Annotated in this window: 29 protein-coding genes and 2 pseudogenes; 4 read left to right on the top strand and 27 right to left on the bottom strand. The window is 28.0% G+C overall.

All coding sequences use genetic code 11. From position 1 onward, the window contains the following. The first annotated feature begins 10 nt into the window (after window positions 1-10). Window positions 11-619: a hypothetical protein gene (locus tag psc1_RS00390; RefSeq protein WP_373375653.1), complete on the top strand. Its 609-nt coding sequence runs from the start codon at window positions 11-13 to the stop codon at window positions 617-619. A gap of 287 nt (window positions 620-906) precedes the next feature. Here the strand turns inward: psc1_RS00390 and psc1_RS00385 are convergent, their stop codons facing one another. From psc1_RS00385 to psc1_RS00255, 27 genes and pseudogenes are all read right to left on the bottom strand, one after another. After that, complete coding sequence (locus psc1_RS00385) at window positions 907-1,872, bottom strand: IS3 family transposase (RefSeq protein WP_373400979.1); 966 nt, start codon at window positions 1,870-1,872, stop codon at window positions 907-909. A gap of 492 nt (window positions 1,873-2,364) precedes the next feature. Continuing rightward, the gene (locus tag psc1_RS00380) at window positions 2,365-2,997 is read right to left on the bottom strand and encodes a hypothetical protein (protein WP_373375651.1); all 633 of its coding nucleotides are present in this window, start codon (window positions 2,995-2,997) and stop codon (window positions 2,365-2,367) included. Between the two features lie 146 nt (window positions 2,998-3,143). Then, complete coding sequence (locus tag psc1_RS00375) at window positions 3,144-4,469, bottom strand: toprim domain-containing protein (protein WP_373375650.1); 1,326 nt, start codon at window positions 4,467-4,469, stop codon at window positions 3,144-3,146. A gap of 179 nt (window positions 4,470-4,648) precedes the next feature. Continuing rightward, complete coding sequence (locus tag psc1_RS00370) at window positions 4,649-5,260, bottom strand: hypothetical protein (RefSeq protein WP_208936784.1); 612 nt, start codon at window positions 5,258-5,260, stop codon at window positions 4,649-4,651. Further along, the gene (locus psc1_RS00365; protein ID WP_193550455.1) at window positions 5,257-5,880 is read right to left on the bottom strand and encodes a Panacea domain-containing protein; all 624 of its coding nucleotides are present in this window, start codon (window positions 5,878-5,880) and stop codon (window positions 5,257-5,259) included. Before psc1_RS00365 ends, psc1_RS00370 begins: the two co-directional genes overlap by 4 nt. Before the next feature lie 21 nt (window positions 5,881-5,901). Then, window positions 5,902-7,395 carry a replicative DNA helicase gene (locus psc1_RS00360; protein ID WP_373375649.1) on the bottom strand — a complete coding sequence of 498 codons (1,494 nt, stop codon included), beginning with the start codon at window positions 7,393-7,395 and terminating at the stop codon, window positions 5,902-5,904. Between the two features lie 14 nt (window positions 7,396-7,409). Beyond that, window positions 7,410-7,940, bottom strand: a pseudogene (locus psc1_RS00355) (hypothetical protein); the annotation flags it as partial. Window positions 7,941-8,097: 157 nt separating this feature from the next. Next, entirely contained in the window at window positions 8,098-9,840 is a 1,743-nt protein-coding gene (gene ltrA, locus psc1_RS00350; RefSeq protein WP_373400978.1) for a group II intron reverse transcriptase/maturase, read from the bottom strand. Between the two features lie 869 nt (window positions 9,841-10,709). Next, on the bottom strand, window positions 10,710-11,342 hold the full coding sequence (gene tmk, locus psc1_RS00345; RefSeq protein ID WP_373375648.1) for a dTMP kinase: 633 nt from the start codon (window positions 11,340-11,342) through the stop codon (window positions 10,710-10,712). 75 nt (window positions 11,343-11,417) lie between these two features. Then, window positions 11,418-11,972: a hypothetical protein gene (locus psc1_RS00340; RefSeq protein ID WP_373375647.1), complete on the bottom strand. Its 555-nt coding sequence runs from the start codon at window positions 11,970-11,972 to the stop codon at window positions 11,418-11,420. Between the two features lie 74 nt (window positions 11,973-12,046). After that, window positions 12,047-12,256: pseudogene (locus psc1_RS00335) on the bottom strand (endonuclease); the annotation flags it as partial. A 185-nt stretch (window positions 12,257-12,441) separates the two neighbouring features. Further along, the gene (locus psc1_RS00330; protein ID WP_373375646.1) at window positions 12,442-14,940 is read right to left on the bottom strand and encodes a hypothetical protein; all 2,499 of its coding nucleotides are present in this window, start codon (window positions 14,938-14,940) and stop codon (window positions 12,442-12,444) included. Between the two features lie 103 nt (window positions 14,941-15,043). Continuing rightward, window positions 15,044-15,952, bottom strand: a complete 909-nt coding sequence (locus psc1_RS00325; protein WP_373375645.1) for a hypothetical protein — start codon at window positions 15,950-15,952, stop codon at window positions 15,044-15,046. Between the two features lie 56 nt (window positions 15,953-16,008). Next, window positions 16,009-17,193, bottom strand: a complete 1,185-nt coding sequence (locus tag psc1_RS00320) for an ATP-binding protein (RefSeq protein ID WP_373375644.1) — start codon at window positions 17,191-17,193, stop codon at window positions 16,009-16,011. Window positions 17,194-17,217: 24 nt separating this feature from the next. Next, window positions 17,218-17,604 (bottom strand): hypothetical protein, encoded by a 387-nt coding sequence (locus tag psc1_RS00315; protein ID WP_023161533.1) that lies wholly within the window; start codon window positions 17,602-17,604, stop codon window positions 17,218-17,220. A gap of 147 nt (window positions 17,605-17,751) precedes the next feature. Next, complete coding sequence (locus psc1_RS00310; protein ID WP_373375643.1) at window positions 17,752-17,904, bottom strand: DUF2963 domain-containing protein; 153 nt, start codon at window positions 17,902-17,904, stop codon at window positions 17,752-17,754. A gap of 1,196 nt (window positions 17,905-19,100) precedes the next feature. Next, a complete protein-coding gene (locus tag psc1_RS00305; protein ID WP_373375642.1) occupies window positions 19,101-19,562 on the bottom strand; it encodes a DUF2963 domain-containing protein in 462 nt (153 codons plus the stop codon). Between the two features lie 32 nt (window positions 19,563-19,594). Next, window positions 19,595-19,840, bottom strand: coding sequence for a hypothetical protein (locus psc1_RS00300; protein ID WP_373375641.1), 246 nt, complete (start codon window positions 19,838-19,840; stop codon window positions 19,595-19,597). Further along, window positions 19,833-20,045: a hypothetical protein gene (locus psc1_RS00295; RefSeq protein WP_122225509.1), complete on the bottom strand. Its 213-nt coding sequence runs from the start codon at window positions 20,043-20,045 to the stop codon at window positions 19,833-19,835. The genes psc1_RS00300 and psc1_RS00295 overlap by 8 nt, the downstream gene beginning before the upstream one ends. 185 nt (window positions 20,046-20,230) lie before the next feature. After that, entirely contained in the window at window positions 20,231-20,521 is a 291-nt protein-coding gene (locus tag psc1_RS00290; RefSeq protein ID WP_122225508.1) for an HU family DNA-binding protein, read from the bottom strand. After that, window positions 20,499-20,633, bottom strand: coding sequence for a hypothetical protein (locus psc1_RS00285; protein WP_274542049.1), 135 nt, complete (start codon window positions 20,631-20,633; stop codon window positions 20,499-20,501). The genes psc1_RS00290 and psc1_RS00285 overlap by 23 nt, the downstream gene beginning before the upstream one ends. An 8-nt stretch (window positions 20,634-20,641) precedes the next feature. Further along, window positions 20,642-20,842, bottom strand: a complete 201-nt coding sequence (locus tag psc1_RS00280; protein ID WP_373375640.1) for a hypothetical protein — start codon at window positions 20,840-20,842, stop codon at window positions 20,642-20,644. Beyond that, on the bottom strand, window positions 20,830-21,105 hold the full coding sequence (locus psc1_RS00275) for a hypothetical protein (RefSeq protein WP_122225506.1): 276 nt from the start codon (window positions 21,103-21,105) through the stop codon (window positions 20,830-20,832). The genes psc1_RS00280 and psc1_RS00275 overlap by 13 nt, the downstream gene beginning before the upstream one ends. 515 nt (window positions 21,106-21,620) lie before the next feature. After that, a complete protein-coding gene (locus psc1_RS00270; protein ID WP_373375639.1) occupies window positions 21,621-22,451 on the bottom strand; it encodes a DNA adenine methylase in 831 nt (276 codons plus the stop codon). Next, entirely contained in the window at window positions 22,441-22,632 is a 192-nt protein-coding gene (locus tag psc1_RS00265) for a hypothetical protein (RefSeq protein WP_023161295.1), read from the bottom strand. The genes psc1_RS00270 and psc1_RS00265 overlap by 11 nt, the downstream gene beginning before the upstream one ends. A gap of 88 nt (window positions 22,633-22,720) precedes the next feature. After that, complete coding sequence (locus tag psc1_RS00260; RefSeq protein WP_373375638.1) at window positions 22,721-23,035, bottom strand: single-stranded DNA-binding protein; 315 nt, start codon at window positions 23,033-23,035, stop codon at window positions 22,721-22,723. Next, window positions 23,025-23,666, bottom strand: a complete 642-nt coding sequence (locus psc1_RS00255; RefSeq protein ID WP_373375637.1) for a sigma-70 family RNA polymerase sigma factor — start codon at window positions 23,664-23,666, stop codon at window positions 23,025-23,027. Before psc1_RS00255 ends, psc1_RS00260 begins: the two co-directional genes overlap by 11 nt. Window positions 23,667-23,780: 114 nt before the next feature. Here psc1_RS00255 and psc1_RS00250 point away from each other — a divergent pair, with 114 nt between their 5' ends. The 3 genes from psc1_RS00250 (at window position 23,781) to psc1_RS00240 (ending at window position 26,896) form a co-directional block, all read left to right on the top strand. Beyond that, complete coding sequence (locus tag psc1_RS00250) at window positions 23,781-25,079, top strand: restriction endonuclease subunit S (RefSeq protein ID WP_373375636.1); 1,299 nt, start codon at window positions 23,781-23,783, stop codon at window positions 25,077-25,079. 102 nt (window positions 25,080-25,181) lie between these two features. Beyond that, on the top strand, window positions 25,182-25,520 hold the full coding sequence (locus tag psc1_RS00245; protein ID WP_373375635.1) for an SVM family protein: 339 nt from the start codon (window positions 25,182-25,184) through the stop codon (window positions 25,518-25,520). 230 nt (window positions 25,521-25,750) lie between these two features. Further along, window positions 25,751-26,896, top strand: a complete 1,146-nt coding sequence (locus psc1_RS00240; protein ID WP_373375634.1) for an IS3 family transposase — start codon at window positions 25,751-25,753, stop codon at window positions 26,894-26,896. The last annotated feature ends 41 nt before the right edge of the window (window positions 26,897-26,937 follow it).

The raw sequence follows: 26,937 nt of genomic DNA, 5'->3' as shown, positions 1-26,937 counted from the left end.
AATTTTCATAATGCAAAAACAAACTCATTTTAATAAATATTTCAAATCATTACTATTTTTTATAACTACTTTAGTTTTATTTAATTTTTATAACTTTAAAGTTTACGCTTTTAATCCTAATGACTATGAAATAAATTATAATACCAAACATTATGAACAAACTTGGAAAAATGAAGAGGGACATGCCTTTTCTGATAACGCTCGAGTATTTTATAATATTCCAGGAATTAAAATGATGCCTTGTAAATCTTATCAAGAATTTGCTAATAGAAATCAATTAACCAAAGATGTATTTACAATAGGATTAGGTTTTGTTCCTGGTATAGGGCAATTTGTTTCTGGTATTGATGCGTTTGCTGATTATACAGGTTTTTATGATCATAATATTAATTGTACTGACTCTCAAATTGCCATTTTAAATGATTTAGTTCATTATTATTTAAAAGATGAACCTGGTAAAGGAGTATTTTTATTTGATCTTAATGATTTAAACAAGATTAAAGGAGTAGATATTTCTTTTTGTGATTGTGAAATGATGTCAGCAAATGTCTTGGGTTCATTCTTAGATTCATTAGAAAAAGTGCGCTGTTTCGTTTTTTTAGACAATTTTTTATTTTAAAATGATTCTTTAAGACTTAAAAATAAGTAGATAATTTCATATCTTTTCAAACTAAGGAAATATTTTTTTAAAAATCAAAAAGTGTCTAAACTTTTTTAATAATTCGTTAGTTTCAAAAGATATTTTTTTTAATATTTTATCCTTACACTATATAGTAAGGTAAAAAAAGTTAAAATTCCGTTAAGAAAATGAAATTAAAATTATTTTTTTACACAATTATGATGTTTTTTGAAAAAAATGCGTAAAAAAGTAACCTTTTTCAAGGTTAAATATTTTAAATAAATTATTTATCTAATATTTTGTGAATATTGAGAAGGAGATGAATGATTTAATTTAGCTAAAAGCCATTTAGTATTCCAAAATTTAGGAAAATAATTGATTATTTTTTTAACTTTTTCGGTTGGTTTTTGAAATAAAAATGGATGTTGGTATTGTAATATACTTTTCATTTGGCCGAAAAAGTTTTCAATGACGGCGTTGTCGCGTGGTGTGGCTTTTCGGGACATACTAATTAAAAAACCTTTTTTAGCTAGTGTTTGTTGGACTTCTAGTGATTGATAAACTGTGCCTTGATCAGAGTGAATAATACAAGGTTTTATTAATTTAGGTAATTTTTTGATGGTATTTAAAACTAATTCTTTATTTTGGTGTTTTGAAGTCTGAGAAGCGATTATTTGATTATTAAAAGAGTCGATAATACAAGAAAAATATAAAAATCCTTGATTAGTTTTGAAATAAGTGATGTCGGTGAATAGTTTTTGAAGAGGTTTAGTAGCTATAAAATCTTGATTGATTAAATTATCTACTACTTTTAATTTAGGTTTTAAATTGTTTTTATAACTATATTTATTTTTTTTAATTCTTAAGCGACAGCAAATTCCATTTTCTTTCATAATAGTATAAACTTTTTTCTTGGTGATGAATTCGTTAAAGGTTTTTTGGTATAAATCAGTGATTTTACGATGGCCGTAAAAATATTGATTATTTATACATAAAGCATTAATTCTTTTTTGCTGTAAAAGGTTTTTTTCTTCTTTTTCTTTTAGTTTATCTTTCGTTTTCAACCAATAATAATAATAAGTACTTCTTTTGATTTTGATAGTTTTTAAAATTGTGGTTAAATTTAAACTATTTTTAAATTTTTTGACTAAATTAAAAACTGTTTTTTTATTAGTTTTTTGGGTTGTTTTCATTAGAGTTTGTAATAATTTATTTTTTTGTTTTAATATTTCTTTTGATTTTATATTTTTCATGATTAAAATACCAATTGACCTTTATATTTTTTTCATATATTAATTATTATAACTCTAAATTATTTTATTTTAAAGAAGTTTTGCTTGAAAACGTAATTCATTCTAAAAAAAAGGGGGGTCGCGCGCAACTGGGGGGGTTATTCTTATTTTTTTTCTTTGTTTGTGTGTGCTTATTAGTTTTGTTAGCGCTTCAGCGCGTTGAGGGCTTTTGGTTTGGTTTGGATTTAAAAAATCTCTCTTCAATAATGGAAAGGAAAAATAAGGGAGTTATTTATATATCGATAAATAATAATGATAAAAATAATACAACGATAATATCAAATATCGAGTATAATTATCATTATCGATATAATATATCAAATATCACTCCTTAAATGAGTTAATCTTTATATAGATTATTTTCAAAGTCAAACTGTTATAAAACTGTTAGTAAAGTGTTATAAAGTTGTTAGTAAAGTGTTATAAAACTGTTAGTGAAGTGTTATAAAGTTGTTAGTTTTCTTTTTTAATTAGATATTTATACATAGGATGTAGTTTTTTCACCCGATAACCTTGTTTGGTTTTTGTTAAAAAAGATTTAATGTATTTTAAATCTTCTTCTCGATAATAGATGATGTTTAGCCCTTTTTTATAATTTGTTTTGATGGGGTTATTGTATTTATCCAACTTTTGAGCATCTAATTGATATAATTGTAAAGTTTCTAATTTATTGACATCAATTTTCCCAATTAATTCTTTAATGTAGTCTTTTTGTTTGTTGAGATAATTAATTTGGAAGATGGGGAAATGTGTTTTAAGGGTATTATTTTGGCTTTTAAGGGGCGTTGTGGGGTTGGTGAGTGTTATATTATTATTATCGTTTTCAGGAGAACGATTTTTGATTATTTCTATTCTATACTTTTTGATTTCTTCTAAGATTTGAGGGTCGACAAAGAGAGTTTGGTTTTTGGGGCGGTAGTTTGCTTGTTGATAGGTGTTTTTCTTTTTAGAATGTGAAACAATCGTAATATTTAATAATTCTTGTTTTATTGTTTGTAAAAAGTTTTTGATTTGTTCTAAATCGTTGGGGGTTGATTTTGTTTCCCAACCCCCGATTCTAATTTCTTGGTTTGTGTCGTTGTTCATTTTTTTTCTCCTTTTTTGGTTGGTTTTTTGTTATAAAAATAAAAACCCTAAATAGTTAAATTTAGGGGGTATATACGCGTTTATAGGGGCGTGTTAATGTGGTTTATATGTGCGAGTGTAATATGTTGGTGAAAAAAAGTAATAATTTAATTAATTACTTCAACTTTGTCTTGTCCGAAAAAATGAATGGCTAAATCGACTATGATTTTCTTTTTGGCCTCTTCATAGGTGATATAGGGGTCTAAAAAACATTTTTGGTAAGCTTCTTTTCCGTATTGACGTAATAAATCATCGACATCTTTACAAGTTTTGTCGTAGGGGGGTAAAATGCGTCTAATTTCATATAAAATATTTGCTTCTTTAAGTTGTTCTCCTAAGGCTTCGCTGCGTTTTTGTCCTGTTTCATCATTATCTAAAGCGATAACTACTTTGATATTTTCTTTTTTGAGAATTTCTAGTTGAGATTGAGAAAGTAATTGAGTGACGCAAATTAGACCGACCGTGTTTTTAATATTGTTTTGCCAACAACTAATGACATCAAAAAAACCTTCATGAATGATCATGGTTTTCTTTTGTTTAATAAAAGGTAAAGCTTCAAAAAACCGATAACTGAAATGAAAAGTGTTAGTTTGACTGAAATTATTTAGGGATTTGTATTTTGGTTGGAAATAAGAAACTTCGTGAAAGTTGTTTTGATAAAAATGGAATGTTTTATTATAACCGTTTTCGATAGGGATAATTATGGAACCATGGAAAGTATCGTGATAGTATTTAGTGCCTTTTTGATTGATTTTTTCTTTAATAAAGCCATATTCAACTAGTTTTGTTGTATCAATATTTTTCTTTTTGCAATAATTTACAAATCGAAAAGATAAGGGTTTATTAGATAGTGGGGCGTAACCAAGTTTAAATTCTGTGATAGTTTGTAGGGTTAATTTTCTTTTTTGGGTTAAATATTTTAATCCTAGGTGAGATTCATTGTTGCGGTTGGTGGTTAATAAATAGTTATAATAATCTCTAATTTGGTTGAATAAAGGTGATATTTCTTTTAATAATCGTGTTTTTTTGGCATTAATTTCTTTTTCATCGATTGGATTGATGATTTTTTTAGATTGATATTGGTATTTGAAGTGGTTTGATGGTAAATTAGGGCTTGAATTTTGTTGCTCAATTAAGGTTTTAAATTCTTGGGTTTGCATAAAGTTATTAATTCTTTCGAGGGCTTTATTTAAAGTTTTAATTTCTCTTATTTCCATATAAACATCAACAATATCGTAATCTTTACAACATTTCCAACAATGAATTTTATTATCTGAAGTTAAATGACAACAAGTTGGGTTTTGGCCTTGATGGATAGGGCAGGGGAAACGATATTTGATGTTGAAGTTTGGGGGTATAATGTTTAGTTTTTTTAATAAAACTGACATGGGGAAATGAGTTTGGATGTGTTTTATTTTATCTTGATAATTCATTGATGAACTCCTTAACATGTTATTATATATAAAAAACAAAAAAACCACTTGAAAGTGGCTATGGAAAAGGGTATAAAAAAAGACTCTCTTGATGAGAGTCTTGGTAAAAATTGGTTTTTAATGAGTTATATTTTAAAAAAATATATCGAAAGAAAATTAAATAATTTTGTTTTTTGTCTTTATTTTTGACATTCAGAATAATTAACATCATAAAAAAAATAATAAATACAAATATGAATATATAATTTCAATTCAGGGTATTTTTTTATTTTTACCGTTAAAATCCAAACTTTATTTTTATATTTTTCTTGTAAATCAATTAATTTCCCTTGAATACTTTGTTCTTTAATAACTTCTTTGATTTTTTCAAAAATTGTTATTGGTTCAAATTTTTTTTTTAATACAAATAAAATTAACGAAATTTTATCATCATCATCAGTTATATTGTAAATTAATTGATTAAATTTTTTTTTAGTTCTACTTGGAATGGAATCATTATCTTTTAACACGAAACATTCTGCTACATATTTTTTATTATTTAAAAAATTTATAATAATATCGGTTTTGCCATGATTATTTTGTGCTTCAGCATTAACTAAACCTTCAAACGGCGAGGGATAACTATTTAAAATTAAAGCGATATTGTCTCTATAATTAGACTCTGTATCTAAGGAATTGCTGTTGTTTGTTTTTTTTACATTTTTAGATCTTTGAATGTTACCACAAATACTATGAATTGTTTTAATTATTTCTTCAAAATTTTTATTATTTAACTCTTTCAATTTTGTCATTTGGATTCATGTTTATTTTCTTCCTTTTGCTCTTTTGCAAAAAATTCTTTTAAAGAATGATGAGTAATAATGTTATTTTTCCATTTTTTACGCGGATTGTAAGCGTTTTTCCAAGGTTTTTCGTTATGAGTTTTTACACTTAAATCATAAGAACTTAAATTAATATAATTATTAAGCGTTTTTTTTATAAATTCTTGAGTTTCTTGATTTATTTCGTTACCAGTCTTTCCTTCACAAATATAATTGTTGGGAATTGGATTATTTACAAAATTAAAAAATTCCCCATAAATATGAGAAATAACAGGGCCAAACATCCAAGCTTCGATAGGTTCTAAAAAAAGTGGTTTATTACATTTAGCAATATAATGACCTTGAATGTAATATAACAATTTATTAATTTTCATATTAGTAATTTTATATTTGTCAGTATCAAAATGTTTTAATAAATAGTTAACAACATCAAAAACATTAACTTTTTCGTTATTATTTTTTATATTTTGATTCATTTTTATTCCCTCCCTATTCCTTATATTATATATTTTAACATGTTTTTTTAAGATTTTTAATTGTTTTTCGATTTTTTTAATGTTTTTTATAATTTGATTGAATTTGTTTGTCATTTTTTTCTCCTTTGTTGGTTTTTAATAAGTTTCTATTTGATAAGGTAAAACATAACCGATTTCTTGGAAGGTTTGGGTGGTTAGTTCGAAGTGATAAATTAAAGTTTTTTTAGTTCCGCTACGATTTTTTTTGATGCATATTTCGATTATTTTTTGATTTTCGTTGTTCTTTGATTCTAAATATAATTGATTACAATTTTGATTATAGATATTCAATGGTTTTTCTTTTTCTTTGGATAGTTTAGGTTGGAATTCAGTCATCATTAAGACAATATCGGAGTTAGTTTCGATGCCACCTGAACCTTTTAGAGCAGTTATTTCAGGTGATTTTCCTTGATAATTGTTGTATGTATCTCTTGAAAATTGAGATAAAATGATAATCACGATGTTTAATTCAATGGCTAATTGTTTGAGTTTCGTCATTATTTCGTCAATGGCTAATCGATCATTTTCTAAATGATTAGTCGATTTGGTTATTTGAAGGTGGTCAATGACGATGATTTCGATTTTTTGTTCCAAATAGAGGCGATAAACTAAATCAATGACGTAATCAATATTTTTGCCTTTATCGTAACTGAATGATAAATTTATGTTGGCGAATAATTGTTTTGCGGTCTTCATCCTTTCCGTGTAGGTGTGTTGTGTGATGTTTGAGTCTTCAAAACTTTTATCTAAAATAACATCTAAGGGAATTTGAGTTTGGTGGGCTAATAAACGACTTAAATTTTCTTCTAAGGTCATTTCATAAGAAAATACCAACATATTTGGATGTTTGTTTGTTTCTTGATGTTTGGTTTTTGAAATGTCTATTAAAAGGTTGTAGACAAAAGTGGTTTTTCCTAAACCAGTATAGCCCCCAATGGTGATAATTTGACCTTTTTTAAAGCCTTTCGTGGCTTGATTTAATCCTTTGAAAGTTTCTGATAGGCGGTAATATTCTTCTTGAATTTTTTGTTTGGCTTGTTGATTGGACTCAAAAAATTCAGGATGACAAGAAGCCATTTGATTTAAATTAAAGAGTGTTTTATCATTTTTGTGAGGAATAAAAGCCATAAATTTTCTTAATTTATCAAAGATTTCTTGATAATAAAAATGTTTGTGATAAGGATCTTTATTTTCAAAAGAAGGACTAATGATTTTTAAGAGTTGTTGGAACAGTTTTTCTTGGGTATAGGTATGTTTTAGGTTGTCTAAAAAATCAAGGTTATTTTCTTCATTAATATCATCACTTAAAAAAGATAGTGATTCTTTCGTAAAGTTATCTTGGGGAAAATGGGTTTGAAGATAGGTGATTAATTCTTGGATTATCTCCGTTTGAGATTTGATTTTATCCCAAGGATGAGATGTTTGTTTTTCTAAAAATAAATATTTTAAAGCTGTAAATATTTTTGTGTTGTTGGGGTCAAGTAGGGTTTGGGGGTTGATGATTTGGCAATAAAGGTTTGCCTTTTCCCATTGGCCTTGTTCGATATAAGATATGACTTGTTGCAAGGCGCGTTGTTCGTTGGTTAACATTTTATATTAACTCCTTATTTTTTATTTTTAATCATGTTAATATCGCTAAAAGGGAGGAATTGGTTAGTCAGTAATGTTTGTAAAAAGATGTTCGCTTGGGGTAAAAAACAATCGATCACTTGGTTAATTCCTAAGATTTTCCCTTGTTTGATTTTCTTGTTTAATCTTTGAGCTTCCACAGTGTTATTAGTTAATAAATAGAATTCAAAACGCGTATCTAGTTTTTTTAATTGTTGGGCTTCGACAATTGTTTGTTTGTATCGGTCGCGCAGGCATGTTTTGAAATTGAAGGCGATTATGCGCTTGGTTTTAGTGAATAAAACCAAATCGAATTTGTTGTCGGGGATGAAGAATAAATAAGCTTGAGGATATAAATTGATGATTCCTTTATTTTGAAAATAGAGTAAAATGAGATATTCATTGATTTTGCCGCGGATTACTTTTTTACTTTGGGAGTTGTGTTGGTTTTTATCTAGATATTCGTTTAGGAGGTTGTGGGTTTTTATCATGTATTCGTTAAATGGTTTATTGAATAAAGATGGTTGGAATACGGATAGATTAATTGCGTCTTATTCAGCGATTTGCGTTTGCTGTTTTATTTACAATCAGCCCCCGTCCAAACCGTACGAGCAAGTTTCCAAGCATACGGCTTTCCATAATTTACTCTCTTTCGAGAACTAATTTTGCCTTACGGCTGATTAGCTATTTATTCTTTTTTGTTCTTTTACTTTTGTTATTTAATCTGATATCATGCATTTGTTGGTTCGTAATATTTCTATGACAATCTATGCATAACACTTTTGTACTCTTATTCATCACGCTTTTGCGGTTTTCATTGCGAACCGTACCAATGTGATGGATTTGAAGTTGGGTTGTTTTGCCGCATTTCTCACATATTTCCGCTTTAAGGCGGTCTGTTAGATTCGTACGACCTTGGAATAGATAAGGATTGATGATGATATCGGGATTTTTCTTACAACTACGCATTTTCTTAATCTTATCCCAAGGGTAAACAATCCATGACTCATATCTGGTTTTCCCTTTGTTTAAATAAGGAATTGACCAAGTTGTGCTACGATTAAACTTTTTTCGCACTTTGGCAATTGCCGTTTTGTGTTTCCTTGCCAAAGTTTTCAAACAACTATACTCAGCTAGATAGGTTAGATGGGTTAATGCATTTAGATTGTTAGCTAAACAAAAGTATTGGATGATTCCACGTACGATTGTCTTATAAGTGCGTATTATTTCTAATTCGTCCCTATTTGCTAATGTTTCATCATGCTTAACCTTTCCTCTTCTTAACCAATTGTATTCATATCCATATTCCTTGGCTTTTGCTTTGGGAACTTGGATTTGTACCCGACCGTTTAGGGATTTTTTGTGGGTTTTTTCGGTGAGTTTACTACTGGTTGGATTTACCCTAATCATGTAGGATAGAAACCTTGTGCCCTTATTGGCTTTTACAATTTTTGATTTATCTTTACTAACTGTCAGTTTTAAATCTTGTTCTAGCCATTGAGTCACTTGGTTTTTAATAGTTTCAGCTTTGTCATATTTCCCTTTAATTCCTATGATAAAATCATCGGCATATCGGATATATTCAACTCTTGTTTTTGGATTTAGGTTAATATGACTATCAATCCCCAGTTTATGATGCATTCCTTGACGGTATGCTTTTCTATATCCTGGGTTTGCTTTCCTTATTGGTGTTCCTTCTTTAATTAGTTCATCCATTTTGATGTCAATGTAATGTAAATATACATTGGCAAGTAATGGGGAGATGATTCCTCCTTGTGGAGAACCAGATAAAGATTCGTATTTGATGCCATCTTTCATGAACCCAGCTTTTAACCACTTGTTAATGGTTGAAAGAGTTTTATTCTTGCGTATAAACTTCGTCAAGGTTTTCATAAGAGTTTCATGATTGATTGTGTCAAAATAACCTTTAAGGTCAATTTTGATGATATAATCAATTCCCTTAAATCTCTGTTTGACGCGTTTGATTGCATCAAGACAGGATTTTTTGGTTCTAAATCCAAAACTCCATTCTAAGAATTGATTTTCAAGATAAGGAGTTAAGAGTTGTTCAAGGCTTCTTTGGACTATTCTATCTTTTATGGTAGGTATTCCAAGAGGTCTAACCTTATCGTTGTCTTTGGGAATGAATATTCTTTTAACAGGCTTTGGATTGTACTTGTTACTGATGTATTCCTTGTGATATCTTTCTAATTTTTTAAGATTGAGACTGTCAATTGTATTACCATCAATTCCAGGTGTACCCGCACCTTTGTTGGTTGCAATTTTGTTAAATGCAATTAACGTGTTATGTAGATTATTCATTCCTTGCTGTAATTCTCTTTTTAGAGGATAGTTATTTGTAGAACAATATAGGATCTTATTCAATGTTCGCGAAAGCTTAGTTTCATTTGAAACAGTTGTTGACATATTTATCAACTCCTTCCTTGATTACAGTGAATAAATAGTAAATTACTAGCTACTTTCGCCTTGTAAAGGTTATTAACCTTCGCCCTGGTGGGTCATTGTGTTAGCATATTCCAATGTTAACTTTGAATTATCCACGACTATTAAATAGCTTCTTTATCCTTGAGCGTCTCGGCATTTATTCCTTGACTTGTTAATTAAATAACTAGCTTTTAGGATTCTCCAAGTTACTCTAAATATCTACCTTTGTCCTTTAGGTGAAGTAACCGCTTATGTTTTACCGTCTTTCCTGACTGTCGGTGAGATTCCAGGTTTTCTGTTAACTAGATAAACTAACCAAGACAAATAATATATCCTGTTAGACTCTGGACTATACGGCTTCAGTAGTTTGCGTATTAGGTTCTAAGATTACATCTGCTTTCCTTCTTAGACCATTTCAGGCTTATCCATGGGACAATTTGGTGGCGGTATCCTCTTGACTAACTACTTCGTCTCAATCCGCTTTTATGGTCTGCTGTAATCCATTATTCTTTCGTTTAACGGACCGACCATATCCATTCAGTGTTTATCGGCACTGGCATATTGGTTAGATAGCTCGATATTTAGGCCTCTTTGGCGCCCTTATTTGTTTAGTGATGTTAACACATGAAGTTTGGTGATTAAAAACATTAATATTTTTGAAATGTAAATTAGTTAATTGTTTCATTTGATTAATTTCCTTTCTTAATAAAAAAAGACCCTAATTAAAGAGTCTTTTTGGGGTTTTAAATTTAATTTTTTTGGTACGCCATCGGATGGTTCCATCTTTTTTAATAGTTTTTATTTTACCGTTGCTATAATGGATATATAGATTGCCGTTTTGGCATTGTTTCTTAATGACTATTGGCATTTGGTATTTCTCCTATTTTTTTGATTATTTGGTTTGTGTTGAAGTTGGAATTTTTAGCTTCCATCGCTTTTAAAACAATTTGAGGACCTAGGTTTTTTCGTTTTAAAAATGCCTGATAACCCTTTTCTACTTGACAAAAATATGACAATGGGCTTGATTCAATGACATCGAGTGTGTGATTAGTTTGATTTACTTTGCGGTTTAACCCTATTTGTGGGTCGATTTTTAAATAAACAGTCAAGTTTGGTTTGATAAAAAATTTAGTTAAATTGTTAAAAAGATAATATTTTTTATCAATTTGATTAGGATATACACGATATGCAAAATTAGAGCCTAACCAACGATCAACTAAAATAATTTTAGGGGTTTTTAAGTGGGGTTTGATGAGTTCTTCTTGGGTTTGAATCATGTTAGCAAAACTTAAAAAATATCTAGTTAAATTGTGTAATTTGTTGTGTGTTAAAAACGTTTCACGTATAGATTCGCCAATTGTTGAACTTCCTAATCCACGAATAACAATCACTTCTTTGCCTTGTTTTTTTAATTCACGTTTAACGCTTTTTATTAAACTTGTTTTTCCACTGCCGTCAAGTCCTTCAAAGATAATTAATTTCATGATTATTTCTCCTTTTAATCTTAATTTGGATATAAAAAAAGACCTTCAAATTGAAGGTCTTAATTAGGGTTTGTTTTAGTTTTTAAAAATAGGGAAATGCAAGGAATAAATTAATGTTTTAAAATTGGGGGATGAGTCATATTTTAAAATTACAGCATCACTTTCGATTGATTGAGTCAAAAGTTGTTCTCCTTTGTTTAATTCTTGAATGGTTGTATTCAAGTTTGCGTCCCAAAATTTTTCAGTTCGATCTAAAAAAATAAGTATATTAAAATCAGTAAAAAAACCAATTTCTTGTTGGCTTAATTCAATTATGGGAATAATGTCTTCTTTATCTTCTAAATAAAAAACTGCCATTTTCCCACGAATGATGAAATTATTATCGTAAATGTCAAAACTGAACGTGGAATAACTTTCGTCCCAATTTTTATAATGAAAAAATAATTGTTTTTTTGGGGTTTGAGAGTATATTAACTCTAAACTGTTAATAAATACATCAATTAAAGCTATATTTTCCATTTTTTGTAATGTTTTGGCGTTTCTATAATAATATTTCGAAATGAGGCGATTGAAAATATTATGAAAATGTTTAAAATTTTTGTTAACTATTTTTATTCTATTTTTATCCATTTTAATTCTCCTTTAATTTTATTTTGGATATAAAAAAAAGACCTTCAATTTGAAGGTCTCAAAGTATTAATTAATTATTTAATTTTACTTAATTGTTTTAAATAAGTGGTTTTTTCTAATTCTTCTTTGGCTTTGGTTAAAAGAGCTAAATATTTTTTGCTATCTTGAATCATTTTATTAATGAAATTATTGTCTTGGTAAATTCGAACTATATGATAATTTTGGTCGTTGAAATAAACCAAAAAATAGGCGAATTTTGCTTGTGCACAAAATAGTCGACATTGATAAAACTGTTTATTGGTGTATTTTGTATTAAAAAAAATCCCAGAAAGGGATTTTAATTTAGATAATTTTTTTATTAATTATCATCTACAAGGCCGTTAAAAGCCTTTTAAATGAGTTTTTGTGATATTAAAAAAGAATAGAGGTTTTAATCTAGTCTTTTTAATTACATTAAGTCGTTATCGCTTTATCCTCTTGGTGGTTTTTGTGGTTTCGCATATTCGTTTACAAAATTTCTTATTTTTCGTAAGTGTGGATTGTTGCATAAATCTAATTCGTTAATAAAGTTTACTAATTCGTCTAAATCATAACTTAATTCAAAGTAAGGGACTTGTTTAGTGGAGTTAGGTTTACTATAATCATTTACTGTTTTCTCTGTTAAGTTAATAGTAATGTTTTTAGGTTCTTTGGTTGATTGTAGTTGATTGATTGTGTATTGGGCCTTGCCTGTGCTTATTTTTGCCTTAACTGTGTTTTCTTGCGCCCAAGCTGTGTTTTTTTGCGCCCAAGCTGCGAATTCTAGCGCCCTAGCTGTGTTTTCTTGCGCCTCGGCTGGGTATTGTCGCGCAAAAGATGTGTTGCATTTCGCCCAAGGTGTGAATTCTTGCACCTTGGCTGTGTATTGTTGCGCCAAAGCTGTGTTTTCTTGCGCCTCGGCTGTGTATTGTTGCGCCCTAGCTGTGTTTTTTTGCGCCTCGGCTGTTAATGGCATAAACTCTTTAAATTCACAAACAATTAATGTCAACCAATCAAACTCTACTTCTAAGTTTTTAGTCAAAAAACGAATATAAGGAGTTTTATCATTTTCAAAATATAAAAGGTTTTTTAAATCTTTATTATCGCAACCATGCGAAAAACAAATGCTTTTATTCCAAAAACCATTTGCGCCTTCAATATCTTTTGTCATCATTCTAGGGGTGTTATTTGGTTGATTGGTTTGAATTAGATTGTAATTAGCTTTTGATACAATCCAATCGTGCTTGGGTTTTAATTTTCCGTTTTCGTATTCTAAGTTATATAAGTTCTCACGGCCATTAGTCCAACGTGTAGGAAATGAGGTAAGTTCATATTTATTCATTATTTCATCAAAGTCTTTGCGTTCAAAATAATTAGTTTGTCCAGTGTGATCTTTACCTTGGGGCTGCATCCCTTCGAAAAGTCTATATTCTCTAATAATATCTCCTTCATGTGTTTGATAAGTTAAATAAGGCTCTAATAAAAGAGATTGTTTTTGGGTTGGTGATTTTTGTAATTCATTAAAACAATGGCAGTTTTTTAAATAAGGATATTTTTGAATTAAAGTAGTAATTGTTTTAGTTTCTAATTCTTGTGTTTTAGTAGTTAATTCATTTTTGGTAGTTTCTAATTTAGTTTCAGCTGCTAGTTTGGCTGTTGTTGCATCATTGAGGGCTTTTGTTTTAGTTTCTAATTCTTGTGTTTTAGTAGTTAATTCATTTTTGGTAGTTTCTAATTTAGTTTCAGCTTCTACTTTGGCTGTTGTTGCATCATTGAGTGCTGTTGTTTTAGTTTCTAATTCACTTTGAGCTGTATTTTTTGCAGCTTCTAAGTTGTTTTTATCTTGTTCTAATTGTGTTTTTTCATTTTGTAATTTATTTAATTCACCCTCTAATTCCGTTTTTTCGTTAGATGGGGCCATTGTGGCTATTTTAGCTGTTAATTCATTTTGAGTTATTGTTTTAGTTTCTAATTCTTGTGTTTTAGTAGTTAATTCATTTTTAGTAGTTTCTAATTTAGTTTCAGCTGCTAGTTTGGCTGTTGTTGCATCATTGAGGGCTTTTGTTTTAGTTTCTAATTCTTGTGTTTTAGTAGTTAATTCATTTTTGGTAGTTTCTAATTTAGTTTCAGCTTCTACTTTGGCTGTTGTTGCATCATTGAGTGCTGTTGTTTTAGTTTCTAATTCTTGTGTTTTAGTAGTTAATTCGTTATTTTTAGCTGTTAATTCATTTTTCAAGTTTTCAATGATTGCATTACCTTGACTGATAGCTTCTGATAATTGATTGTCTTTATCTTTGTAATTTTGTAATTCAGTTTGTAATTGCGATATAGTTTGTTTAAGTTCGTTAATTTCTTTTTCTTGGTTTTTGTTTTGCTCTAACGTTTGAGTTAAACTTTGAATGGTTTCCTCTAACTGTGTAATTTTTGCTTCTTTATCTTTAAACTCATTTATTTGTTTTTGGTAGTCGTCTATTTGGTTTTGTAAATCTTTCTTATTTTGTGTTGTAGTATTCATTTTTTGTACTAATGCGGCAACAATTTGTGTGTATTGTGTTTGTTTTTGTTGCAAATATTGTTTAGCTGCTTGTGATTCTTGTAGCATAATTGTTTGTTGTTGATTTTGTTGTTTTTGTTGGGTTAATTCAGTTTCTAAGACTTTATTTGTTGCTATTAAAGCGGCGTTAGGGTTACTACTTGGTAAAACATCAACTTCAACAACACCAGAGCTACTATTGCTGTTTTGATTGGGTTTTTGTAAATTATTAGGTTTTTCAACATTATTAACATTATTAGGGAAGTCGTTTTCTGTTGAAGTTTCTGATACCTCGTTAAAAACAATGATAGTTATAATAACTAGAATAGTAAAAGTCATTGCCAAAATAGTAATTAGTTTATTTTTATTAATTAGTTTATTTAGTTTTTGCCATAAAGTTTTTGTTTCTTTTTTCAATTGAAACCCCTTTCTTTTAAAAAATGCTTATTTTTATGAATAAGCATTTTAACATATGAATATATAAAATATTATACTAAATTTTTGATAGTTTAAAGACAAATTAATTAATGTTTAAATTATTTAATTTCTTCTTCGTTGTTTGATTGTTAACAAGTTTACTTTTATTTGTTCTTACATCTTTGTTTAATGTACTTTTTTGGTTTCTCTTTTCTTGTATATGTTGCATTTGTGCTGTTAACTGTTCGGGAGTGCATGCAATACCGTTAGTTGGTCTTTTAACTGTTCCAACCCCTAAATAGTTATTAATTTCTTCCGCAAAAACACCAGCAGTAGCAAAATTAGCTATTCCTTTAAGTTGATACCTTATTAAATTGTCAAACCAAGGTCTCTGTTCTCTTTCTCTTATTTCCTCTTGACAAATTTCTAATTGTCTTAAATATGTTCGCATTTGTAAAAGGGTGTTTTCTAATTGGGTAATATAAGCTTCAAGTTCAATAATTTCCTCTTTAATCATAGCAATTTCATTTTTTAATTCATCAATACGTGCATCTATTTCAACAAGTTTTTCTGCAATTGCTCTTCTTCTTTTCGCAATAATTGCCTTTTGGTTTCTTATATCAATATTTTCATTAATTTTTTCTTCTTTTACTTTTGGTGTAGTTTTGGGGTCATCAATGATTTTCTGGTTTTTATCTAATTTTGAATCTAATTCCTTATCTTTATCTTCTAAATCTTTATCTTCTTTTTTTAAATCTTCTTTTTCTTTTTCTTTATCTTTTAGTTCTTGCTCTTTAGATGCTAATTCTTGTTTTTTGTTTTCTAACAATTCTTTAGCATCATCTTTTAATTGTTCTACTTTTGCAATATTTTTTTCGGTTTTATCTTTTTCCTCATCATACCATTTCATCTCTTTCCAAAAATCATATTTGCTCCAAAGATAGCCTCCCGCAAGCAATATAACAATCAATATAACGATAATGCTAATTATTTTACCAATAATATTTTTCATAAATTACTTTCCTTTCTTATTCTGGTTTTAAACCTTCTAATGTCTTAAAAAAAGGGTCATCTTGTGGTTGTTGTGGGGTTGGTGGATAAACCTAACTCATTGATTCTTTTTTGTTTTTTTAATGTTTCAATATTTTCTTCTTCCTCTTTTTCTTGTTCTTTTTTGATTTCTTCTTCTTTGGCTGCATCATCTTCGAATAAACGTTTTAAAATAACGTTAAAATCTTCTACTATTGCCTCTTCGCGGTTGTGTGCTTCTAAAGCGTACATTTTAACATCATTAACAAAGTTTTTCAAGCCACGAGCACTTTTAATTAAATCATTATGTTTTAAACTTTCTATTCTTTGTGCTATTTCTTTAAATTGACTTTGAACTGTTGGACACACTTTGGCTCCAAATTTAACTAATAATTGTAACATTTTAACTCTTAAATCTACATCCAAATTAGGGATTTCAATTTTAATTCCTAAACGTGATACAATGGCTTTATCTAGTTTGTCAACGTGATTAGTGGCACAAAGCACAAAAATAGGTTTTTTTGGGTCATTATCTAACGATGTCATTTCAGTTTTAAATTCATTTACAACAACTGCATTGTCAGATGATGCTTCCCCTATTTGGGAAATATCTGTAAAAATATCATCTGCTTCATCTACAAATAAAATGCATGCTCCGTGTTCTTGCGCCTCTTTTCTTAATTGTTGCCATAATAACCTTACTTTTTTAGGTGCAACCCCTTTATATTTGGCGGAAAAATCACCACCATTACATAAGAAAAAAGGAACGCCACAATCTTTTCCCAAAGATTCTACAGCAATTGTTTTACCGTTTCCAGGGGGGCCATACAAACATACTCCATTACTTTCGGACTTAATGCCTGCATTTAAAAATCTTTGTGGATCCATTATTTTACTTTGCAAGCTTTTTAAAGCTCTAATAGCTGTTGGGCCAATAATAGTATCATTTAAAGATGGTTTTTTATTTAATTTTTCTTGTGGTGTTTTCATAGCTAAAATATCTTTTAACAATTTTGTTTCATCAGTATCGTTGTTTTCTTCTTGTGCTTGTTCTTGAATTTGAGTGTTTATATTAGTTTTTGGTTCATTTTTTTGTTCTTCTTTAAAACTGATATTGTTTGGTTTGGTGGTTTTTTGCCATAACATAAACCCACATCCAAGCATTCCTAAAAGAAACAAAAAAGCAACCAATACACTAAATATATTTTGATTTGTTTTTTTCAATTTTTTTGACCTCACTTTTCATTATTATTTTTTTTCTAATTCAGCAACATTTTCAGTTTTTACAGTTGTTTCTTTGTCAAGTTTTGTGTCTTTTAACTTGCTTATACTTTCATTTCGTTTTAATAGTTGTTGTTGACAAGAAGTTAATTGTTTATCTAAATTATCTAATCGTGGATAAACATAAATTATATTTAAAGCTTGTAAAGCAAATAAACCAGTGTTAATTATAATAAAAACACTAATAGCTGTTTTTTTTACAACCCCTCTCTTAGGTTTTTTCGGTACTAAATCATCTTCTCTTCTAATTGTTGGTCTTGGTGGTAATACTTTTTTAGGAGTTATTGCTTTTGATTTTATTTTTTTAGTTATAATTATTTTTTTAGCCATAGTTTTGTTCCTTTTTTCTTTCATTTTATTTTATATTCCTTGTTAATTTTTTTAAACGGTCCTTGAAGTAAGTCCCGCGGTTAATTTCAGTCATGGCGTCGCTCATATGTTTTTTTATTCTCCTTTTATTTTGGTTTGTTTTTTTTCTAATTGGTTTGGGGTTGGTTGGGTTTAATAGTTAATGATATCACTAATTGTTCCGTCGGGTTGGTAATGAGTTGTTTTAATTTCTTTGCCAGTGGATGGGTCAAATTCAATTATATAATCAACAGTTGTTCCGTCGGATCGGTAATTAGTTGTTTGATATTCTTTTGCTTTTTGCATTTTTTTAATTCTCCTTTGTTTTGGGTATTTTTTTATAATTTACTAATTGGTTTTTTGGTTGAATTGGTCATTGTTGGTTACCTCCTAATTTAATGTGGTTTGTGAAATAGTTTCTTTCAAGACAGTTGTATTTAAAATTTTAATTAACATATTGTCTAATTTTATTTATTACCTTGCCAGTTAGTGTGTTGTTAAAATAAAAAAGACCCTTGAAAGGGTCTTTATGTAAAATTAAATTTTATATAAATTATTTTGTTATTTCTTTTCAAATTTTATTAAAATTAGTTGGTTTTTTAACTGTTATTTTGTTTTTAATTTTCTTTTTGTGGTTTTAATTTTCATATTTGTTGTAAATTATCGCTTATAAAAATGTTTAATAATTATAAGCATCTTCATTAAGATGTTTAAAAAAATCTTTTGAAGATGCAACTACACATTAGAAAGGAGATTATTATGAATTACTTAAAATTAATAATTAAATTATTAAAAAATAATTTACATTATTATAAAATAAAAATAGAATCTCCACAAAGGTTCTATTTTTTTAGAAAACAAAAAGAGTTATTTGTTACACAACATAAGCAGTTTAGCGACGTGCTTAGGTTGTTGTTGCTTGAGCGTTTGTTGTTTTTGTTTTTTAGGATTTATTGTTATTTTACTTTAATTTTATAATTTGTTGTTTTTTTAATTTTTTTAATAGTATAATCATTAGAGATAGTTATATTTTTAACTATCTTAATTAAAACACATTATACAGGAGGTAAAATAGAATGAAATTTATTTTTAAATTTTTAAAATTTACCATAATTATTACATGGTAAATTAAAAGACCGTTGCTAGAACAACGGTCTTTTTTTGTTAAAACACACTTTTACAATGAATAAAATAGAATATAGAACCACATCATCGAATACAACCCACAAACTGGTAAAACAAAATGATGTTCAATATTATTTTACAATAAAATAATTATTTTGTCAAATCTATTTAAAAGTTTATTTTCTAGGGAGTTGATGTGTTAGTAAGTTTTTGGGGGCTTTAAGGGTATTGTTTTGAGGTTTTGGGTTTTAATTTGCTGCGGTCCTTGAAGTAAGTCCCGCGGTTAATTTCAGTCATGGCGTCGCTCATATGTTTTTTTATTCTCCTTTTATTTTGGTTTGGTTGTTTGTTTGGTCTATATTTGGGTTTGGTTGGGTTTAATAGTTAATGATATCACTAATTGTTCCGTCGGATTGGTAAAATGTTGTTTTAACTAGTTCGCCAGTGGATGGGTCAAAATCACTTATAAAATCAACAGTTGTTCCGTCTTGTTGGTAATAAGTTGATTTAAATACATTGCCAGTGTTTGGGTCAGATTCAATTATATAATCAATAGTTTTTCCGTCTTGTTGAAAAATAGTGGCTTTAACTATTTTGCGAGTGGATGGGTCAAATTCAGTTATATAATCAACAGTTGTTCCGTCGGGTTGGTATATAGTTGTTTTAACTTGTTTGCCAGTGGATGGGTTAAATTCAATTATAGAATCAACAGTTGTTCCGTCTTGTTGAAAAATAGTGGCTTTAACTTGTTTGCCAGTGGATGGGTTAAATTCAATTATAGATTTAATTGTTCCATCGGATCGGTAATTAATTGTTTGATATTCTTTTGCTTTTTGCATTTTTTTAATTCTCCTTTGATTATTTATTGTTTTTAGTTTTGGGTTTTAATTTGCTGCGGTCCTTGTGGTCCTGTGTCGCCTTTTTCTGATTTGTGGGGTGAGGTGCCGTACGTGGTGGGTGTGAGAGGTGTGTTTGGGGTTGGTCTGGGTTGTTGGGTGGTTTGTGGGGTTTCGGGTTTTGGTGTTTGGTTCATCCAAAAATAAAAACCAATGCCACCACTAATTATTAAAATTAATAAAATTATAATGCTTGGTGCTGAACTTTTTTTGTTATTCATTTTTTAATTCTCCTTTTATTTGGTTTTTTTCTTTTTTGTTTAAAATAAGTAGAAAACCAACAACAAACAAAATCATTGTTAATGTGTTTGTTGTTAAAATAATAAGCATTTCTAAAGTTGGTTGGTAACACATAATTAGTCCACATGTTAGAAGTGTAATTATTGGCATTAATAAACTAAATAATGCGATTTTTAAAGTATCCATTTTTTTGGGTTCTCCTTTGGTTAATTTTGTTAATGTTGGGTATAAAAAAAGTCCCTTTTGGGGACTTAATTGTTTTAAAGTTATTTGGTTTTGATTATCTTTTTCTTTTTGGTTATTTGGGAACGGTCTTGATAGGTTCCACGATATGCTTCGGTTATTCCATCACTCATAGTTTTATTCTCCTTTTATTTTAATTTTAATTTTTTGACTTTATCTTTGATGGTTTTAGATGGTTTGAAAGTTACTACTGTTTTGGCGGGGATTTGGATTTTTTCCCCAGTTTGTGGGTTGTGGCCGATTTGGGCTTTTCTTGATTTTAAGATGAATTTGCCAATTTGAGGTGATAAAACTACTTCTTCGTTAGTAGTGATTGCTTTAATTATTGCATTCTCGAATGAGTTGTAAAATTCTTCGGTTTGGGTTATTGAGGTTTTGTTTGCCTTAGCTATTTTTTTAATTAATTCTTTTTTTGTCATATTTGGTTTTCTCCTTTTTGTTTGATTTATTATTATTTTTAGTTTTGGGTTTTAATTTGCTGCGGTCCTTGAAGTAAGTCCCGCGGTTAATTTCAGTCATGGCGTCGCTCATATGTTTTTTTATTCTCCTTTTATTTTGGTTTTTTCTTTTTTGTTTAAAATAAGTGGAAAACCAACAACAAACAAAAACATTGTTAATGTGTTTGTTGTTAAAATAATAAGCATTTCTAAAGTTGGTTGGTAACACATAATTAGTCCACATGTTAGAAATGTAATTATTTGCATTACAAAACTCAATGATGCGATTTTTAAAGTATCCATTTTTTTGGGTTCTCCTTTGATATTTTGTTTTTGAGTTGTTGGATTTTTTCTTTCATTTCTTGGACTTTTGATGTGAGTTTTTGAGCTTGGGATTCATGTTCTTGCGCTTCTACTAGGTTTGCTTGAATTACAGTTTTTAGATATTGGGCTGTTGCTTTATATCGTGGTACTGCTGATGTGCATTCTTGGGACCATTTTTCATACTCTTTGACTTTTGATTTTAATTTTTTGATTTGGTTTTCGATTTCTTTAAATTTTTTCATTTTATTTCTCCTTTGGTTAATTTTGTATATAAAGTTTTAGTTGACATTAAATTATAAGTTATTTCTTCATCAACATCCATAATAGGGATAAAATATTCATGTTGTAAAATATTGCCAATTGCTTTTAAATATTTAAAAACTTTTGGAACTAAAGTAAAAGAACAAACTTTAATTGCTTTAGGATTATTTTCATCATAAAAATCATAAGTAAAATCTTTGTTTTCAACATCTGACCTACAAGAAAAACATTGAATGCGTCTTAAATTAGCATTTGGATAAAATTCAATTTGTAAAAATTGTAAACTATCCGCATATATTCCTTTGAAATCAAAATTAATTTCTTTAATTTTACTTTCATTATTTTGAATAATTTCAATGTTTTTGCATTTTAATTTAGTTAATTTTTTTTTAACGCGTTAATTTTATTTTTCATCATTGATTTTTTCTCCTTTTTTAATCAAAATAAAGTTTCATATCCAATTTCATGATGTAAAACAATGGTAAAAATTTTAACCCTAATTATAATTTTTAATAATGATTTCTTGATTGATGTTTTTATTGGTTAAACAGTGACTGGTAGTCGTTTTCACTTTAATGATGTTGCATTCTTGGAACAAATTACAAATTGGGGTTGTTTCATAATTGGTGTATAACCATTTGACGCCCCTTTTGGTTGCTTGGTGTAATCCCAAGGCTAATTGTTGATGATCTGCAAAAGAAAATGGTTTTTGGTAAAAGTCTTTGTCTTTAATTCCTTCATAGTAATATGGCGGATCGATAAAAAGAAAATCGCCTTTTTGACTATTGGCGATAACTTGACGAAAATCCATACAATATAAAACATGTTTTTTCTTTTGGAAATGTCTTTGGAATGTAACTAATTCGTTTAAATTGATGATGGGAATTTTTTGTTTGGGCTTGTAGCCAAAATTTGTTTTTAAATTAATTTGATTATCATAACGAGTAATACCGCGAAAAGCGTATTTTTTTAAAACATAAAAGATAGCTGACCTGGTTAATTTTTTTCTTTTTTTGGTATTTTGGTTATATTGGTTTAGTAAATTTTTGTAAGCTTGTTTTTGGTTCTTTTGGTCGTGATATTGATAAATATAATTTTCCATGGCTTTGACTTTGTTAACAAAATGATGGGGATTTTGGAGACTTTGTTTCCACATAGTGATTAATTGGGAATCGTTATCATTTAAAATAGCTTTTTTAGGTTTTAAATGAAAATAAACAACACCGCTTCCTAAAAATGGTTCATAATAGGTTTTAAATTTAGAAGGTAAATGGGAAATAATTTGTGGTAAAAGTTGTTTCTTACAACCGATCCAGTTAATTTTCATTTTTTCGTTGCTCCTTTAACCAAATATAAATTAAAAAAACTATATCAGAAAAAAGGCTTATTGTTGTGTTAGCTTTGATTCCTAAATTAAAATCAAAAAATAACGTCATAAGGTTTGTAATTATAAAACCGATATATGTTAAAGTTAATATAATTAAAATATTTCTAGGTTTTAAGTTCATTTACTTACTCCTTAATTTAATTTTGATAAATGTTATGTTGAATTTAGGTATAAAAAAAGTCCCTTTTTGGGACTTAATGTTGTGAATATTATTTGGGTTTGTTGTTTAAAAAAATGACGTTTTGGATGATTACTTTGGTATTGGTTCGTGATTGTCCTTCGTTTGTAGTATATTTTTGGATCGACAGAGTTCCTTCGACATATATTTTTGAACCTTTATGTAGGTATTTGTGGCAGTTTTCGGCTTGATTACGGAATACTACACAAGGGATATACTGGACTTTATCCTTGTTGTTGATTGCTAAATTGAAATCTATTTTAGGGATTTGGTCATTGTTACTGTTGATATATTGTTTTTCTAGGTCATGGGCGATATTGCCAATTAGTTGCACTTTATTTAACATTTTTTGGTTTCTCCTTATTTTTATAATTTGGGTTTAATTTTCGGATTGCATTATCTTTTAAATCTTCAATTTGTGAGAGTTTTAATTTTAGTTTTTGGGCGATTTCTTGGTTGGATAAAGTTGGTTGGTGAGTTTCGTTGATGTCGCCCAAAGTAACTCCGAAACTTAAACAAATAATATTAAATTCGTTTTTGCTTAGTTTTTTTCTTAGTAATTTTAAGAATACTTCATGGTTTACTTGTTTTAACCATAATTGATGTGGATTAAGGATTTTATCCCAATTAGGTTGTTTGTATTTTTCTTCTTTAAAGCTGATATTATTTGGTTTGGTTGTTTTTTGGGGTATTGAAGGTGAGTGGCTTTTTCTTATTAATTCGCGGATTTCCGATTTGATGGTGGGAGTAGCGTAGGCGATAAAGTCATATCCTAAATCTTGGTAATTATTGAGGGCTTTGATTAATCCTAAAACGCCTTCTTGGTATAAATCTTCTTTGGTTAAAACTCGAGGATAATATTTAAATTGATAAGTTAGTTTTTTGACTAAAGGTAAATGAAGTTCGATTAATTGATTACGAATTTCTAAATTCTTTTTATTTTTTAAAAAATCTTTAAATAATTCTTGTCTTAACATTTAATTCCTTTCTAAAAACGTTTTTAGAAAAGATATGAAATTATTTTTTTAGTCTTTAAAACAAAAAAAGACTAACTTAATAGTTAGTCTTAAAGAATTTTTAAAAAACAAAAAGTGTCTAAACTTTTGGAACACCTCAAAGACCCTACTATGTATACTTTATCAATTTCTAATATGTTATTTCGTGGTGACGGGAAATCACAAATTTATAATTTAGATTTTTTCAGTGAGGAAGTTGATAAAAAAATAAAAGATGGAACAAAAAAACCAACCATTGGATTTATTAATCCGCCTTATGCTGGAAAAAGCACACCAACCAACCCTACTAAAAAAGAAATTGAGTTTTTAGAAAAACTGTTAACATTGGTTGATGGTCGTGTTGTGATGATTGCGCCTTTAAGTACTTACATAAATAACAATCTAATAAGAAATAGAATTTTAAAAAAACATACTTTGGAAAAAATAATTCAAATGCCAAAAAAATTATTTGAACCTAATGCTTCTACGCATACAGCAATTGCTATTTTTAAAACTAATATCCCTCACAACAATAAAGAAGTTGATTTTTATAACCTAGAAGATGATGGTTTAGTTTTATTTAAAAACAAAGGTAGAGTTGACCGTTTTCACAAATGGGGTGATATTGAAAAAGATTTTTTAAATAAATTTCATTCCAAATATTACGATGGTTATAATTATTTAAAACACCCAATTAAAGAAAACGATGAATGGATTTCATTTGCATATGTTAAAACCAATTATAATAAATTAACTGAAAAAGATTTTTTGTTAACTGTTAAAAAATATGTTGTTTTTCAAATAAAAAAAGATTTAGGAATTTTAAATAAAAACTTAGATGAAATTACTTTGTTAGAAAAACTTAACCAAAAAATTGTTTTCACACGAAAAAGAGTCGAACATAACAAAAATACTTATTTTGACATATTTAAAAATTGTAAAAGTTTTCAAATTAAAGATTTGTTTCAAGTTAAAGGAACCAAAACAACATCTAAAGAAGAAATAGAAGAATATGAAAAAGGTGAATATGCATATGTTTCTACTAGAGCGACTAACAACGGAGTTAACGGATTTTATTCTTTTTATTCGGAAGAAGGAAATGTTTTGACTGTTGATTCAGCGGTCGTAGGTTCGTGTTTTTATCAAGAAAATAAATTTACAGCTACAGACCATGTAGAACAATTAAAACCGAATTTTAAATTAAACAAATATATTGCTATGTTTTTAACCACTATTATTAACCAAGAGCAATTTCGATATTCTTATGGCAGAGGCTTCAATCAAAAACGTATCAAAGAGACAATTATTAAATTGCCGACAAATAAAGAAGGAACACCAGATTGGGAATTTATGGAAAATTATATTAAAACTTTACCTTATAGTAAAAACTTATAATATTTATTCTAGAAACAATATATTACCTTTTATACTGAAAAAATAAACACTAAAGATAGTAAACAAACAAAAAAATAATTAAAAAAAAGAAAAGAGAAAAAAATGTTAATTTTTAGATTAAAAAAACAATTATATTTATTACCAATATTTTTATTTAGTTCTTTAGGATTATTTTTAATCACGAATAATCAAGTTATGGCTATGAATAACGGTCATTCTAACGGTTATGTTCAGCAAAATAATAGAAATGTTGAGAACGAAATGACAGCATGTATAAATTTACATGATTTATTATTGGAAGAGGCAAGGTTAATGCAAGAAATATATAATGTATTGAGAAATAATGCTTCAGAAGAAACAATTAACCACTTTAAAAATCAAGCAAATCAAATTGCTATACAAGCCGAAAATATTCGTAGAAATTTATTTTTAAATCAATAATGAATATATAAAAAACTAATCGAAAACCAAAACAAACAAATTATATTTTATCAAAATTATCAAACCCCCCCCAAAAGCATGTTAAAAATAATAAATAAATATCTTTAAAACAACAATAAACCTTCTAAAAAAGATTTTATTGTTGTTTTTTTTATCAATATAAATAACAAATAAACAGTTTTTTTAACAATAGCAACTTTAAAAATTAGGGATATGTTAACAAAACGGAAATGAGCTTAGAAATGGAGAAGAAATTAAAATCATATTCTTTGGATACTAAATTAAAGGCTGTTGTTTTGAAACAGGAAGGGGAAAAATGTAAAGAAATTCAAGAAAAATTTAAAATTAAAAATCGTAGTCAAATTTATAAATGTGTTTGGTTATATGAATTATATGGAGCTTCTTATTTTAACAAAGAAACCAAAGAGAAAGAATCAGAAAATGAAATTAATTTGATTAAAAGAAAAATCAAAATAAAAGTTAATGCTAGTTTGAAAAAGAATAGAAAATTGTATTTAGAAATTATTAATGAATATAAAGATAACATTTCATTGAATCAATTAACTAAATGGTTAAGTATTTCTAAAAATAGTTATTATAAGTGGATAGAACAAAGTAATCATCCAAGACCGCACAATGACTTAGAAAAAGCCTTATTTCAAATATGTAAACAAAATTCATATATTACTACTGATGGCAAAAGAAAAAGACGCCTTGGATATCGCATAGTTCATCAAAAATTAATTGAACTTAAATTCAAAATCAATCCTAAAACCGTTTTAAAAATGATGCATAAATTTGGTTTATTATCACAAAGGATTCAACGAAAACCTCAATATTATTATGATTTATCGGTTCAAAAAGAAAATAATTTAAAAAATTTAATACAAAATAATTATCATGCAACAATACCTTTTGAAAAATTATGTACTGATATTACTTATATTACTTTTGGGCCGAAAAATAAAAAAATATTTGTTTCAGTAATTTTAGATTTATTTAACCGAGAAATTATAGGATTTAACATTTCTAAGGTTGCTGATGTTAATTTTGTGATTGATACTTTGAAATGCATACCTAAATTAACAAATCCTTGCGTTATCCATTGTGATAGAGGAAGTGTTTATACTTCTAAAAGGTATAAAGTTAGTTTAGAAGAAAATAATTTAATTGCTAGCTATTCGGCAAAAGGTATGCCAACCGATAATGCATGCATGGAATCGTTTTGGGCTAATATGAAGTATGAAACCATTCATTATGAAAAAATGCAAAAGTTAAATGAATCACAAATTGAAAAAATCATTAGTTATTATAATATTTATCGCAAAATGAAAGTATTAAATTATTTATCGCCTTTGGAATATAAAAACACTTAAATATTCAATAATTACGTAAAAAATTATTTTAGTTGTATTTT

The sequence above is a fragment of the Candidatus Phytoplasma solani genome (assembly GCF_041729705.1).
Lineage (GTDB): Bacteria > Bacillota_I > Bacilli_A > Acholeplasmatales > Acholeplasmataceae > Phytoplasma > Phytoplasma solani.
This window is presented reverse-complemented; position numbering and strand designations above follow the sequence as displayed.